The 14,038-nt window shown below is 59.4% G+C and carries 12 protein-coding genes; 8 read left to right on the forward strand and 4 right to left on the reverse strand.

Features of this window, described 5'->3' with window-relative positions; genetic code table 11:
• Positions 1 to 52: 52 nt before the first annotated feature.
• From FW800_RS04465 to FW800_RS04475, 3 genes are all read left to right on the forward strand, one after another.
• Positions 53 to 3,664: a hypothetical protein gene (locus FW800_RS04465; RefSeq protein ID WP_446437060.1), complete on the forward strand. Its 3,612-nt coding sequence runs from the start codon at positions 53 to 55 to the stop codon at positions 3,662 to 3,664.
• A 197-nt stretch (positions 3,665 to 3,861) separates the two neighbouring features.
• Positions 3,862 to 4,215 carry a response regulator gene (locus FW800_RS04470; RefSeq protein WP_148853344.1) on the forward strand — a complete coding sequence of 118 codons (354 nt, stop codon included), beginning with the start codon at positions 3,862 to 3,864 and terminating at the stop codon, positions 4,213 to 4,215.
• A gap of 128 nt (positions 4,216 to 4,343) precedes the next feature.
• Positions 4,344 to 5,744 (forward strand): DUF1254 domain-containing protein, encoded by a 1,401-nt coding sequence (locus FW800_RS04475; RefSeq protein WP_446437061.1) that lies wholly within the window; start codon positions 4,344 to 4,346, stop codon positions 5,742 to 5,744.
• Between the two features lie 19 nt (positions 5,745 to 5,763).
• On the opposite strand, the gene FW800_RS04480 is transcribed toward FW800_RS04475, so the two are convergent.
• Together FW800_RS04480 and FW800_RS04485 are read right to left on the reverse strand one after the other, a co-directional pair.
• Positions 5,764 to 6,435, reverse strand: coding sequence for a DUF3313 domain-containing protein (locus tag FW800_RS04480; RefSeq protein WP_446437062.1), 672 nt, complete (start codon positions 6,433 to 6,435; stop codon positions 5,764 to 5,766).
• 105 nt (positions 6,436 to 6,540) lie between these two features.
• Positions 6,541 to 7,035 carry a hypothetical protein gene (locus FW800_RS04485; protein ID WP_032875395.1) on the reverse strand — a complete coding sequence of 165 codons (495 nt, stop codon included), beginning with the start codon at positions 7,033 to 7,035 and terminating at the stop codon, positions 6,541 to 6,543.
• Positions 7,036 to 7,200: 165 nt separating this feature from the next.
• Between FW800_RS04485 and FW800_RS04490 the strand changes: the two genes are divergently transcribed.
• The gene (locus FW800_RS04490) at positions 7,201 to 7,893 is read left to right on the forward strand and encodes an aspartate/glutamate racemase family protein (protein ID WP_078821351.1); all 693 of its coding nucleotides are present in this window, start codon (positions 7,201 to 7,203) and stop codon (positions 7,891 to 7,893) included.
• Here FW800_RS04490 and FW800_RS04495 read toward each other — a convergent pair.
• Positions 7,890 to 8,402, reverse strand: coding sequence for a GNAT family N-acetyltransferase (locus tag FW800_RS04495; RefSeq protein ID WP_032875400.1), 513 nt, complete (start codon positions 8,400 to 8,402; stop codon positions 7,890 to 7,892). The two genes, FW800_RS04490 and FW800_RS04495, sit on opposite strands and share 4 nt — an antisense overlap.
• 234 nt (positions 8,403 to 8,636) lie before the next feature.
• Here FW800_RS04495 and FW800_RS04500 point away from each other — a divergent pair, with 234 nt between their 5' ends.
• The 4 genes from FW800_RS04500 (at position 8,637) to FW800_RS04515 (ending at position 12,870) form a co-directional block, all read left to right on the forward strand.
• Entirely contained in the window at positions 8,637 to 9,608 is a 972-nt protein-coding gene (locus tag FW800_RS04500; protein WP_216091397.1) for a helix-turn-helix transcriptional regulator, read from the forward strand.
• A gap of 100 nt (positions 9,609 to 9,708) precedes the next feature.
• Entirely contained in the window at positions 9,709 to 10,584 is an 876-nt protein-coding gene (locus tag FW800_RS04505) for a transporter (protein ID WP_446437063.1), read from the forward strand.
• Positions 10,585 to 10,606: 22 nt separating this feature from the next.
• Positions 10,607 to 11,761, forward strand: a complete 1,155-nt coding sequence (locus FW800_RS04510; RefSeq protein WP_446437064.1) for an MFS transporter — start codon at positions 10,607 to 10,609, stop codon at positions 11,759 to 11,761.
• Positions 11,758 to 12,870 carry a class II histone deacetylase gene (locus tag FW800_RS04515; protein WP_446437065.1) on the forward strand — a complete coding sequence of 371 codons (1,113 nt, stop codon included), beginning with the start codon at positions 11,758 to 11,760 and terminating at the stop codon, positions 12,868 to 12,870. Before FW800_RS04510 ends, FW800_RS04515 begins: the two co-directional genes overlap by 4 nt.
• Here the strand turns inward: FW800_RS04515 and FW800_RS04520 are convergent.
• Complete coding sequence (locus tag FW800_RS04520) at positions 12,860 to 13,999, reverse strand: glycerate kinase (RefSeq protein WP_446437066.1); 1,140 nt, start codon at positions 13,997 to 13,999, stop codon at positions 12,860 to 12,862. The two genes, FW800_RS04515 and FW800_RS04520, sit on opposite strands and share 11 nt — an antisense overlap.
• Between the last annotated feature and the right edge of the window lie 39 nt (positions 14,000 to 14,038).

Consider the following 14,038-nt stretch of genomic DNA (forward strand, 5'->3'; position numbering starts at 1 on the left):
ACACGGAAGACCTATTGGAAGGCGTCCTTTTTGACCCGCCAAGGCAGACCTAATGAGCATGACTTCTGTAGTAAACATCCCCGCCTCCCCTTTATTCGTCAAAGCCGCTGAATTTGAAGCGCAAAGCACCTCAAGCGCGCCAGCAACGACCAATGCCCAACCCACTCCAGCAGTTCAAGCGCCGCCTCTCGCCACCCTGCGCAAACAACTGGCAGACCAGGAAAATGTGCGGAAAGTGGCTGAGCAACTTCAGAAGCTTGACCCCTCGGTGACTGGAAGCATTTCAAGAAGGATGAACGTTGATCTTCCGAAAACCTGGATTGATTTCGGGCTTTTGTCCTGGTTGAACAGAACCACTCTGGAACCTCACCCGGACTCATCCTACGCCTCGGCACAAACTACGCCGCCGACGCTGGCTACCGTCATTACCGACCTCGGCTTTGATCTGCCACGTCAAATCGATGACGCCAGGGCGCTGGCCCGTGTATTGGAGCAAAAAGCCGCGCAGTTCCCTCTGGGGAATCTCGGTGGAGCACTGTCCTGGCCAATACCGATGTCAGAGCAGGATAAGCAAAAGGTCTACCAGTTCATGTTCAGCCGCGACACTGGCTTATCCGACCTGCCGCTACCGGACGTTGACAAAGGTACGTTGACATACTTGCTGAACGGCAGTTCGGTGACGCAAAGCGACCTGCAAAATCCTGAAGCAGCGTTGCAGAAGTTGCTCGACGCCCCTAGGTCCCAGGAATTGGGACGAGCCCTGCAAGCGCACTTGGGTGGCGTCTCTTCAAGCACCAGTGTGTACGACTATATATTGGCCGCTATTCACACCGTACTGGACCCCTGGAGCATCAGCGGGGGGCAAGTCAGCAACAGAATAACCGATTTCGACCTGGCGGCCCCCGAGCACTGGGGGCAATCCGCCTCATCGGTACTTGAAAAGCTGAGTGCTCATCTGATCCAGAAAAACCGAGCGACACCCAACATCGTGAAACTGGTGATGCACCTCTTGTTGTCCCGGGCGGCCCCACAACTGCTCATCAAGGATATCCCTGCCAGGGTGACGTTCGGCAGTACCCTGTGGGTCCAGTTGACCATCGCCGCCGCCAAAATCGAAGCCCAGACGCCCGGCCGGGTTTCCGGCATGACGTATGCCGAAGTGCTGATTGCAGCAGAGTCCTTGCCGGCCAACACCCACGCCGTTCAAACGGCCCAGCGCGATGCCTTGATACTTTGGGGGATAACCCGAAACCTGCTGTCCCGCCATAACAGCGAACCTACACCTTCACAAATCGAACAGGTCAGGGTGGCTTACAACAACCATCTGAAATCGTTGACGGGTATCTCTTCTTCCATACAGGTGCCTATTCCCAATCGCACGGAGATGGCGCTTGACTGCCTGAAAGCTGAGTTTCCCGACGTAGATCCGGCGGTTTTCGAAGCCCGAGTATTGGCCATGCGTTACACCGGAGACGGCCCTCTGCGCGGTGACCCGAGAATGCGCTCCATGCTCGATATTCTGCTGGAGGGGGAGCGTCTAGGGGAGAAATACGCATGGATCACCAACGACAAACGGCTTCCGATCACTGCATTCAATCGCTTTGCACGCACCGAAGAGTGTGACATCACCGCAAACTTCATGGACCAATATGAAAAGGCTATAACGGCACAAAAGAAAGGCCACCATGGGATGGTCAAACATCTGATTGGCGAGCAGCCATTGGAAGATCGCAAAAACTTCGAATTCGGCAAACTTGAATACTTCTACAGCGATGAATACCGCAAAACAAAGGATGGCCACTTAGAGTTGGTCAAGCGTGATCGTACTCTATATGTGAAAACCACCCGAGAGGGCGTGGAAAATCTCTACCACATCAACACTAGCACCGGCAGTATCGAGAAAAAAAACGAGCTGATCTCAAATTTCCCTGGCCTGCTCACCCTAGAAAAAACCAATAAAGCCGGGGAACAACTCCACGCGATATCAAGGCCTTATCACCCTTTCACTAACTCGCCCGCCCCTGACTCTGCAGAAAAACCTGGCAGTGATGCGATTCCCAATAGCTTCGACTCCAGCCGAACCAATGCGATTGCCAGTTTCTACCTGGAAAAAATGGACCTCGACCGCAAGGAGTTGCTCAATTACGCCAAGAGCGTTACTTCCTTCGAGCATGATCGGATGGGCGATAGTCAGGTGGGTGAGTTCCTGCTCAATTTGATCCCATTTCGGCCTGCCGTTAACAACATTCGGCAAGGCAACTACGGCGAGGCGGTATCTGACCTGGCCTTCGATATCCTCGGATTCCTCACGTTTGGCGTGGGCAAAGCTGCGCAAGCCGGCAATGCCGCGCTCAAGGGCGTGCGGACCTTGAGTGCTGGCGCCAGGGCCGTGAAGACAGCAAAGCTCTTCGGTGCAATGGCAATTGATTCACTCAACGTACTCGGCGGTCTGGTCGGCGCGATAACCGGGGTTGGGACCGTGTTACATAAAATTGCGACCAAGGGGCTCGAATGCGTGAACATGCTCAAAGGCGCAACCGGTAGTTATGACCTGCTTAAAGCCGCCAGTAAACAGGAGGGCATCGTCGCAACCGGCACCTACAAGGTTACAGAGCAGACGGTCGAAGGCGGCGCTGTGTTTCGAGAGGGCAAGTGGTACGCCTATGACCCGATCACGCAGAAGCCTTACGGAGCTGCGCTGGTTGATTTCACACCTGCGACCGTTGCCGCCAATGGTCAGATAAACAGTAACTTTATTGACTGGATAGCCAGGTACGCCGCGCCCAATCCATCCACCAGTCGCGAGATATTCAGAGACACATTAGAGAGCGCCCAGAGAAATGATAGCGTTGCCTACATGCGAGGCTTTAACTCGGGCCGGGTCGAAGATGTCCCAGGCTACCACCCAACGATGAAGCAATCGGAGGTTAGGGATCTGGCAGCCACGAAGACCAATGATCCTGAGGCGGTAGGCACATTGGCCAAGGAAATACAGAAACGCATGGCGCACACTAGCCTTGAACATTACAAAGCTTTTCAAAATGAGATAGTTGCCCAAGGGGGTAAAGCCTACGCGATGCCGCAAAACCTCTACCTCAGCCAAACGGACCTGGCTTCTAATGGGGAGTGCGCAGCTATCGTGAATACCATGGCGCTGGCGATTCTGCACGGTCGCAGGGACCAGTTCATCAGTAACTTCATGAAAGCAGTTGGGAATGCTGACGACCCCAACGTAAAGGCTTTTCGTAAGCAACTGAACCAAATGCATCAGGTTCTGAGTAGTCAGTATCACGGTACGCAACCTTTCAGCCAATTGCCGTACACCGACATTATCGACAATCTCAGCAAGGCAACTCCTCCGACACTCTTGGCGATCAGTACCAAAGATCATGGGCTGCTCGCAGGCGTCACCCTGAACACAAACAACGAGAAAGAATGGTTTTTCTTCAACCCCAACTTCGGGTTGGCGACGTTTGCGGATGAGGCCTCAATGCGCCGGGGGCTGGAGGTCTCTTTGAACAGTGGATGGGCCGCCGGCACGCTTAAACCCGTCGACGTTGCCAGCGGCGTACCAGAGTTCAACGTCAGTTATTTCAACGAACAGAGCTTTGTCAACACCGTGCCGTACAACGAGCCCTATCCGCTGATCACCGCAAATCTTTGACCTTCGTTTGAATCACTTGCGTCAATGGCATGGTTGCGCAGTGCCATTGACGTTCTTCCCTTTGTTCCCGCGACATTTGCTCGCATACCCTTCACAATGCCCCACCGCAACGGAACTTGCCGAGATCGGCGCGACTCATTAGAGAATGGTCTTTCAAGCGTTGAAGACACGCCCTTTATTTTTCAGGAATCTCCCTTATGTCCGCTGAAGCATCCACCATCCTTGTAGTCGAAGACGATGCCATCGTGCGCATGCTGATCGTCGATGTACTCGAAGAGTTGGAGTTCAAGGTGCTTGAGGCCGCTGACGCCGAAGAGGCACTCTCTATCGTGGACACCAGCCAGGTGATCGACCTGATGATGACCGACGTCGGCCTGCCAGACATGAATGGCAAGGAGCTGGCGACCAAGGTCCGCGAACTGCGCCCCACCCTGCCTATTCTATTTGCCAGTGGCTATGCCGAAAATATTGATGCGACGTCCGGCATGCAGGTGATCGCCAAACCATTTTCCATCGACCAACTACGTGACAAAGTCAAATCCATGCTTTGAGCCTGCCCCCTCCTTTAGTGATCTGTCCGCGTCGGCGAAGGGATTAACGTGACGTTCGGCCAATAAAACTGGAAACTCTGCGCCTTCACCTCACGCTCTTAGACAGAACTCAGGAAGGACGCAACAACATGATTGGAAAACCGACGCGCCTGCTGTTGGCGAGCCTCTCGATATTTATGAGTACCGGCGCCTGGGCTGACTTCACCGCCAGCCCGAGTGAAGCCCGGGCAATCGCCAAGGAAGCCTACCTGTACGGTTTCCCGGTGGTGCAAATGTACAAGACGCTCTACACCCAGGCCGTTGACAAGGGCGGCGCCCACTTCAAGGCGCCGTTCAACCATATCGGTAATACCGCGCAGGTATTGACCCCCAAGGACACCGCGCTCCCTAGCCCGAACGCGGACACACCCTACTCATTCGTATGGATGGATCTGCGCAAAGAGCCTCTGGTACTGACCCTGCCCAAGATTGAAGACGAGCGCTACTACTCGGTGCAGTTGATCGACCTTTATTCCCAGAACATTGCTTATCTGGGCACCCGCAGCACCGGTAACAACGGCGGTCACTACATGATCGCCGGGCCTGACTGGAAAGGTCAGCAACCGGTGGACATCGACCGCGTGGTCTACAGCGAAAGCAACATCGCCTACGCCCTATACCGCACGCAGCTGTTCGATGACAAGGACCTGGGCAAGGTCAAGCAAATCCAGAGCGGCTATAAAGTGCAGCCCCTGAGCAGCTATGTGAAGCAGCCTGCGCCGGCCAAGGTGCCGAAGATCGAATGGCCCAAGCCGACGGCGACCATGACCGAAGGCCCGCAACTGTTTCGCTACCTGAACTTCATGCTGGCCTTCGCCGCCCCACAGGACAGCGAAAAAGACCTGCTGGCGCGCTTTGCCAAAATCGGCATAGCGCCGGGTGCGCCGTTCAAGGTCAACCAATTGACAGCAGAACAGCGCAAGGCCCTGGAAGAAGGCATCGCCGATGGCCGGGCCGAATTTGCCGCGTTCAAAAAGGACAAACTCGACACTCATCAGGTTGCCCAGGCTGATCTGTTCGGTAGCCGCGACCGCCTGCAAAACAACTACCTGTATCGCTACGCCGGTGCCGAGTTAGGCATTTTCGGTCACTCCAGCGACGAAGCGGCTCACCTGACCTACGACGTCGACAGTGAGGGTAAGCCGGCCAACGGAGCACGCCACAGCTACACCGTGCATTTTGCCAAGGACCAGCTGCCACCGACCGATGCGTTCTGGTCGCTGACCCTGTACGACGCCAAGACAAAAATGCTGGTGCCTAACCACAAGAAACGCTATCTGATCAACTCGCGGATGTTATCGACCCTCCAGCGTGACGCCGACGGTGGCCTCACCCTGGCGCTGCAACACCACGAGCCACCGAAGGCCGAACAGAGCAATTGGCTGCCGGCCCCGCCCGGTCCGTTCTATGCGGTCCTGCGTATTTACCTGCCCAAGCCCGAGGTGGGTAACGGTCAATGGAAGCTGCCCCCGTTGACACCGCTGAAATAGCACCTGGGCTTGCCGAGGCTCAATGTTTTTTGAGCTTCACGTAGGACTGATGCAGGTCCGACGCCCAGCCATCAATGACGACTTTCACGTCGTCGGCCTTGAGCACCTGTGAGTCATTGGCCAAGGGCTTGCCGGTGCCTTTGCGTACCACCTGAGCCACCACTTTGTTCGTGCCTCCGTCGAGGAACTGCGCCTCAGTGCCCAGCGTGGTCTCCTGATCGCGGATGCCCGTGCCGGTGCTGACTGCTGCGGCCACCAGCGCCACGGGGATAAACTCATAGGGCTTGAGGCTTTCGGTCTTGCTGCTCACGGCGGTAATCGCCGCACGCACCACGATCACGCCTGTGCCTGGAGCATTGGCCAGGGGCAGTGACTTGGCCAGTTCACGCCTGAGCGCCTGGTTGTAATAGTCGCTGATGCCCCGCAGGGTGCTGTCCGGAATCTTTGCGGTGGCCTGGGGTTTGGGATAGAACTGGGTAGGCTCGATGTACGCCGCGGTGTAGCGACTCAAGTCCAACTGCGGATCGACCCAGCGCATCACCTCTGCCCCGGAGGGCGACTTGGCTTCCTTGAGCTGGCTGTAATTGGAGAGAAACCCTGAATACTCATCTGGTTGCGGCACCTTGCTGGCACAGCCTGCCATGCCGAGCGAGGCGACGCACAGTGTGCTGATCATGAGCCTTAATTTCATTGTTGAACTCCCTGGCGACCATCATCGTAAGAATGAGTTTTAGGTATAGCCAATACTTGGGCAATGCACCTGATTAAATGCAGAGCCTGTTTTTTTCTGTGCCGGTCATGCGCGTTCGCGCGGGATCAGGCTCTGTAGCTGAGTGGCCAGGAAGTTGGCGTCGAAACCGAAGGTGTCCGGGTCTTTCAGGCCGTTGGTTTTCTTCCACAGCCAGTCGTGCTTATCCACCGGCAGGACCAGCGACACACTGCCGTGGCGAGCGGCGGTGAGGCCCATCACCGATACTGAAATCAAACCACCGACGCCCATCACATCCGGCACGAACTCCACGCTTTTGCCAGTGATGTGCACACTGAGTTTTTCGCTCTTGAAGGGTGAACTCTCCACCGGCACGCTCGGGCTGCTGGCGGTGTAAGCCTCACGCTGAACTTCCAGCAAACCTACGGTTTTTACCGGCTCCAGCCACTGTTCAATCTGGCCGAACAGCTCGCCAAGCTTCTGCGCCCAACGTGCTGATTGCAGGTCGAACTGCTGTTGTTTGTGTGCTTCGCTATCGGCGTAATGACGAAGCATCTCGCCCAGTTGCTGTACATCGTCCATTGCGGATTTCCTTGGGTGAGCCAGGTTGCCAAGCCTGATCATGGCAGATGCAGAGCATTACCGTATGGGTTAAAAACTGCTCCGGTGATTTTGTCGGCAACTGCGTATGACGAATCCACCGTCGATGAGTAAGGTGGTGCCCTACCCCCTTGTCCGGAGCATTGCATGCGCACCATCGGCCTTATCGGCGGCATGAGTTGGGAATCCAGCGCCGAGTATTACCGCCTCATCAACCAGCGCGTACGTGACCAGCTTGGCCCTTTGCGTAGCGCGCAGATTTTGCTGTACAGCGTGGACTTCGGCCCGGTGGAGCAGGCCCAGCACGCCGGGCGCTGGGACGATACCGCGCTGATCCTGGAGGACGCCGCGCGCCGTTTGCAGGCAGGGGGCGCCGAGTGCGTGGTGCTGTGTACCAATACCATGCACCTGGTGGCGCCGCGTATTGAGGCGGCGGTGTCAATTCCATTCCTGCATATTGCCGACGCCACGGCGGCCGCAGCCCTTGAGGCCGGAACCTTGACGGTGGGTCTGCTCGGTACCGCGTTTACTATGGAACAGGACTTCCTCAAATCCCGCCTCGCCGCCCAGGGCCTGACCGTGCTGATACCGGACGCGGAGGAGCGCAAGCAAGTGCACCGAATCATTTATGAAGAGTTGTGCGTGGGAGTCATCAGCGACGCTTCGCGCCAGGTGTATCAGCGGGTGATCCGGGCGCTCGCCGCGCGCGGCGCCCAGGCGGTCATCCTCGGCTGCACGGAAATCTGCCTGTTGATCCAGCCCGAACACAGCGCCCTGCCGCTGCTGGATACCACCGCGCTGCATGCGCAGGCTGCGGTGGCGTTTGCTCTAGCAGATTAAGCCGACTTGCGCAGGCGCGCCATGCTCAGAGTGTCGACAAACGCACCGTCACGCAGGGCGTAATCGCGCAACCGGCCCTCCACTTCGAAGCCGAACTTGCGATACAGGTGATGCGCGGCTTCGTTGTCGGCATACACCGTCAGTTCCACGCGGTGCAGGTTCATCCAGTTGTCGGCGACGTCCAGCGCGGCAGTCAACAGCCGCGAGCCGACGCCCTTGCCCTGCCAGGCAGTCGCCACGCCCATGCCGAATGAACCGACATGGCTCTGACGCACGCGCAGATACTGTTCCAGGCCCAGTTGGCCAACCACTTCACCGCCATGTACTGCCACCAGCTGCAAGCGCCGCTCGTTATCCATCACCAAACGCTTGCGCCAGGCTTCCACCGATTGGAAAGGCATTTGCAGCACCTGACGGCAGACCGCCGGTTCGTTGTAGAGCGCGGCAACGCCCTCAAGGTGGGCCTCGGTAAAGCGCTGGATCACGATATGGGGCTCAGGTGTGTGCATTGCGTTTCATCCTTTGAAAGACCAATGGCGGACCAGTGTAGGGGCAAAGTCAGCCGCCTGACGAGCCCGGCGTTTTCCCACACATCAACCAGCGCCATCCTGCATCTGAACGATGGCAGTCCAGCCGTGCAACATCGATACTCAACCCAGGCCCTGCCCCCTGCCCCCTGACCCCAGGCCCCGGCCTTCACCCTGTGACGAGAACAACAAAAAAAGTCCCACAGAGGAATACCTATGAGTCGCCTTGATCCCAATGGCCTGTTGCAGGCCTTCAGTACCCTGGCCCTGGATCTGCAGCGCCTGGCCCAACATCAAGACATCGAACATTTCCAGCACCATGCCCTGGCACGGCTGAGCCAGTTGCTGGCATTTGACAGTGCCTGGTGGGGGCGCGCGGCGGTGATTGACGGTATGCCGGAGGAGCACAACAGCTACCTGTACCATTTACCACCACACTACCTGGCGGACTGGCAGTCGATCCGCCATCTGGACGTGACCGTCGGCCGAGTGCATGCAACACCCGGCCAGGCCGTGATCATCGACATGCGCGACCCGGCCAATGGCAGCGCCTTGAATTGGCTGGGGCAGCGCCACGGCCTGGGCCAATTGCTGTGCGTGATCCATATCGACCCGCAAACCCACCTCAGCGACCACCTGACGCTATACCGCAAACCCGGTGCGCCCAGGTTCAACACCCATGACTGCCTGCTGCTCAATAATCTGATGTTGCATCTGGTGGCGGCAGTGTCCGCGAACCAGATCCGCACGCTGGTGGCCATGCGTGAAACCCTGACCAGCCCACGCAACCTCGCCTTGGCTGTATGCGACCCTCGAGGCGTATTGCAATGCGCCGAGCGCGGCTTTATCGACATTTTGCTCAGTGAGTGGCCGCGCTGGAGCGGCCCTACCCTGCCGGTACAACTGGATGAACGCGGCCATGCCGGCAAGCACATTCACATCCAGGTTTCGGCAGTGGGCGACCAGTTGCTGCTGGCGGCGCGCCTCAACCGTGCACTGCCCCAGTTGAGCCCGCGAGAGAACGACGTGGCCCAGGGGTTTGGCGAGGGCAAGACTTATAAGCAAGTGGCCCGCGACCTTGGCCTTTCACCCAATACGGTGCGCCACCATCTGCGCGCCATTTACACCAAGCTGGGGGTCAACGACAAGGCGCGTATAGCGCACTTGGTGCACGCCCCACCCGACTGATCCTTCGTCCTTTCAACTTAAGCCTTTGCCACGCTCGTTTTCACGGTCGCGGGCAACTGTTGCCCGCTTTTTGGCTGCCCCTTACAAGAGACGCCTTGCCATGATTCATTCACCTCTACGCAAGATCACAGTGTTGCTTGGCGGCACGCTGCTCAGCCTCGACAGCCAGGCTGCCGACCTTAACGCCCGGGACTTTTTTGGCGCACCGGCGGGCACCAGCCTGGGGGTGGTGTACCTGCCCGCCACCCGTGCCGGCGATTTCCACGGGCCCGCCGACAGCACCGGCAAGGCCGACCTCAAGGTCAACGCCCTGGCCTACCGCCAGGTGTATTTCACCGACGCCTGCGGCACGCTGTGTACGCCGCAGTTCATCCTGCCATTTGCCGACATTACGGCGCGCTTGCCCGGCACTGAGCAGCGCACCCGCGAGCGCGGCCTGGGCGATCCACAAGTGGGCGGCACGCTGTTTTTCATCAACGACCCGGCATCGCGCACCTACAGTGGCCTGTTGAGCCTGATCACCGTGCCTCTAGGTGAGTACCACAGCCAGAACCCGGATGTGTCCCCGGGTGCCAACCGTTGGGGCGCCACCTTTGTCTACAACTACACCCAGGGCATCGGCGATAACTGGGTGCTGGAAGCCAACCTCGAAGCTCAGCTTTACGCCAAGAATGACGACTATTTTGGCAGCGAACTCAAGCAAGCCCCGCTGTACCGCCTGCAAGCCTTCGCGTCCTATGACTTCAGCGCCGCCACTTACGGGGCACTGCGCCTGATTCAGGCGGATGGTGGTGCGCTGCGCATCAACAATCGCCGTATCGACGATACCCACAAACGCTACACGCAACTGGGCCTGGAACTGGGGCATTGGCTCGACACCCAGAACCAACTGATGGTCAGCCTTTCGCAAAACGTCGCTGCTTCCAACGGCTATGCCGGGACCGAGGCATTGCTGCGTCTGGTCCATGTGTTCTGATCCCCATTCCTGGAGTTTGAAAATGCCTACTCAACCCTCTGCGGCAAAGGCACGGCTGGCGGCAATCGTGCTGTTTGCCGCCATCACCCCAACCATCCTGATGACCGCACCCGCCGTGGCCGCGCAGTTGGCCAGCGAATGGCAACTGAGCCCGGCACGCATCGGCGATTTGTTTTCCGTGGAGCTGGGCGCGATGAGCCTGGCGACCTTGCCTGCCTGGTGGTGGCTCAAGCGGGTTGACTGGCGCGCCGCGGCCCTGATTGCAGCGCTGCTGTTTATCGTGGCCAATCTGTTGTCGATGCACGCCGAAACCTATGCAGCGTTACTGGCGCTGCGCTGTGCCAGCGCCCTGGCCGGCGGCTCATTGATGATCCTCTGCCTGGCCAGCGCCGCCACTACCGCCAATCCCAGCCGTGTCTACGGGCTGTGGGTGATGGGCCAATTAGTCGTCGGTGCACTCGGGCTGATCGTACTGCCGGGCTTGTTCGAGCGGTTTGGACTGAACGCCTGCTACCTGATCCTTGCGGGCTTGATGACCCTGTTGCTGCCTTTGGCCCGGGCGTTTCCCGCTGGCAATGCTGCCGCACCGGCAAGCCACGGCCCTTCATTGCCTGGCTCGCGCTGGAAAGCCGCGCTGGGGGTCGGCGCGGTCCTGGCCTTTTACATCAGCCTGGGCGGTGTCTGGACCTTTATCAGTGCCTTGGGCGCCCGTGTCGGGATTTCCCCGCAACACAGTGGTGAGGTACTCGCCATCGCAACCGTAATGGGCATTGCCGGCGCCGCGAGCGCGTCGCTGATTGGCGGGCGACTGCCCCGAGCAATGCTGTTGCTCGGGGGTTATGCGCTGATGGTGGCGGCTGTGCTGCTTTTGCTCGGCGAGCCAGCGCTGCTGCGTTTTGCCCTGGCGGCGCTGCTGTTCAAGTTCACCTGGACGTTCATCCTGCCGCTGGTGCTGGCCTGCCTGGCCGATCTTGATCACAGCGGCAAACTCATGAACGCCTCCAACCTGGTGATCGGCGGTGGCCTGGCCATCGGCCCGGCGATTGCCGGCCGCCTGATCGAGGCCAGCGGCGGGTTCACCCTCCTGCTGCTGGGCGCTGCCGTCATCACGTTGCTTTCCCTGGTGATGATCCTCACCAGCCGTCCCAACCACCTCACCGAACTGGAGCCGGTATGAACCGAACCACCGCATTTTTCTTCGATGAAATGAGCCTGTGGCACAGCGCAGGTGCGCACGCGCTGACATTACCCGTAGGCGGCTGGGTACAACCGCCGGCTGGCAGCGGTCATGCCGAATCCCCGGAGACCAAACGCCGCTTGAAAAGCTTGTTGGATGTGTCTGGATTGACGCGTCATCTGCACCTGCTTAGCGCACCGCCGGCCAGTGAGGCAGACCTGCTACGGGTGCACAGCAGCGCTTATCTGCAACGCTTCAAGGCCCTGAGCGATGCTGGCGGCGGCGAGCTCGGCCCACAGGCGCCGATTGGGCCGGGCAGCTACGAGATCGCGAAACTGTCTGCGGGCTTGACCATCGCCGCCGTAGACACGGTGCTCAAGGGTCAGGCGCACAATGCCTATTCCCTGTCTCGGCCGCCTGGGCATCACTGTCTGGCAGACAGCGCCATGGGCTTCTGCTTTCTCGCCAATATTGCCATTGCCATCGAAGCGGCCAAGGTCCATAACGGGCTCGGCAAAGTCGCAGTGATCGACTGGGACGTGCACCACGGTAACGGCACGCAATCAATCTTCGAGGAGCGCGCCGATGTGTTGACGGTTTCACTGCACCAGGACGCTTGCTACCCACCGGGCTACAGCGGCGAACGGGATCGTGGCCGGGGTGCCGGCCTGGGCGCCAACATCAATATCCCGCTGCCGCCGGGCAGTGGTCACGCAACCTATGCGCATACGATGGAACGCATTGTGCTGCCCGCCCTGGAGCGTTTCGAGCCAGAGTTGATCATCATCGCCTGCGGCTATGACGCCAATGCCGTCGACCCACTGGCGCGCATGTTGCTGCACAGCGAATCGTTCCGGCTGATGACCCGCAGCCTGCGCCAGGCTGCCGAGCGTTTGTGCCAGGGCCGCCTGGTGCTGGTGCATGAAGGCGGTTACAGCGAAGCCTACGTACCGTTTTGCGGGTTGGCGACCCTCGAGGAATTAAGCGGCGTGCGCACAGCGGTGCAAGACCCAATGCTGGAGTTTGTGCAATTGCAGCAACCCGGTGCGGCGCTGCAAGCGTTTCAGCAACAGTGGGTGGAGCGGTTGGCGCAGGGGGTCAGTGATTAGCAGCAAGGCGCCACACCCGCGCAATATCCGCGGCGCGCTCGCGCAACAGGCGAGGGGCCTCGCTGCAGGCTTGCTCCAGACTCATTGGTCCCGACGGTAGGGCAAACGCCGCATCCACACCGTGGGCATACATCTGCTCGTAACCGTCGCCCAAGGTGCCTGCGATCACAATGACCGGTACGCCGTGCTGGCTGGCGATGCGCGCAACCCCGAACGGGGTCTTGCCGCGCAGGGTCTGAGCGTCGAAGCGGCCTTCGCCGGTGATGACCAGGTCGGCGCCGCGTACGGCGTCTTCGAGGCCGACCAGTTCGGCGACCACCTCCACGCCCGGACGAAATTGCGCACCGAGGAATGCCTTGGCGGCGAAGCCCAGACCACCGGCAGCACCACTGCCGGGTTCGTCGCGCACATCCTTGGGCAGCACCTGGGCGCAGTGGTGGGCGAAATGGTCAAGGGCGGCGTCCAGTTGTGCCACCTGCTCGGGACTCGCACCTTTCTGCGGGCCGAAAATCGCTGAGGCACCGTGAGGACCGCACAGGGGGTTATTGACGTCAGCAGCGATCTCAAAACGCACCTGCGCCAAACGCGGGTCGAGCGTTTCAAGGCTAATACACGCCAGGCGCGCCAACGCCAGCCCACCCGGGGACAGCGGCTGACTTTCTGCGTCAAAAAGTTGCACACCCAGGGCCTGCATCGCACCAGCCCCGCCATCGTTGGTAGCACTGCCGCCAATCGCCAGGATAATACGCTGCGCCCCCGCATCCAGGGCGGCGCAGATCAACTCCCCGGTGCCATATGTTGTCGTCGAACACGCGTCGCGCTGGCCGGGCGCGACCAGTTGCAAACCACTGGCCTCGGCCATCTCGATAATTGCGGTATGGCTGTCGGCCAACCAGCCCCAACGCGCCTCGACTTCGTCTCCCAGTGGGCCTCGCACGGTTTGCCGGCGCAACTGGCCATTGCACGCGGCAAGTACCGCATCCACCGTGCCCTCACCGCCATCGGCCATCGGGCATTCGACCAACTGCGCATCCGGCCAGACCTGGGCCAACCCTTCGGCAATGGCCTGGGCCGTGCCTGCGGCACTGAGGCTGTCCTTGAACGAGTCGGGGGCGATGATGATCTTCATGATGGGCTTTCTCCGGTTTTTATAATGCCCATGCTGCCA

The sequence above is a fragment of the Pseudomonas sp. 910_23 genome (genome assembly GCF_052850795.1).

What these genes read in the sequence shown, in the direction of transcription:
- FW800_RS04465 (WP_446437060.1), top strand. Translation starts at nt 53, where the DNA reads ATGAGCATGACTTCTGTAGTAAACATCCCCGCCTCCCCTTTATTCGTC.
- FW800_RS04470 (WP_148853344.1), top strand. Translation starts at nt 3,862, where the DNA reads ATGTCCGCTGAAGCATCCACCATCCTTGTAGTCGAAGACGATGCCATC.
- FW800_RS04475 (WP_446437061.1), top strand. Translation starts at nt 4,344, where the DNA reads ATGATTGGAAAACCGACGCGCCTGCTGTTGGCGAGCCTCTCGATATTT.
- FW800_RS04480 (WP_446437062.1), bottom strand. Translation starts at nt 6,435, where the DNA reads ATGAAATTAAGGCTCATGATCAGCACACTGTGCGTCGCCTCGCTCGGC.
- FW800_RS04485 (WP_032875395.1), bottom strand. Translation starts at nt 7,035, where the DNA reads ATGGACGATGTACAGCAACTGGGCGAGATGCTTCGTCATTACGCCGAT.
- FW800_RS04490 (WP_078821351.1), top strand. Translation starts at nt 7,201, where the DNA reads ATGCGCACCATCGGCCTTATCGGCGGCATGAGTTGGGAATCCAGCGCC.
- FW800_RS04495 (WP_032875400.1), bottom strand. Translation starts at nt 8,402, where the DNA reads ATGCACACACCTGAGCCCCATATCGTGATCCAGCGCTTTACCGAGGCC.
- FW800_RS04500 (WP_216091397.1), top strand. Translation starts at nt 8,637, where the DNA reads ATGAGTCGCCTTGATCCCAATGGCCTGTTGCAGGCCTTCAGTACCCTG.
- FW800_RS04505 (WP_446437063.1), top strand. Translation starts at nt 9,709, where the DNA reads ATGATTCATTCACCTCTACGCAAGATCACAGTGTTGCTTGGCGGCACG.
- FW800_RS04510 (WP_446437064.1), top strand. Translation starts at nt 10,607, where the DNA reads ATGCCTACTCAACCCTCTGCGGCAAAGGCACGGCTGGCGGCAATCGTG.
- FW800_RS04515 (WP_446437065.1), top strand. Translation starts at nt 11,758, where the DNA reads ATGAACCGAACCACCGCATTTTTCTTCGATGAAATGAGCCTGTGGCAC.
- FW800_RS04520 (WP_446437066.1), bottom strand. Translation starts at nt 13,999, where the DNA reads ATGAAGATCATCATCGCCCCCGACTCGTTCAAGGACAGCCTCAGTGCC.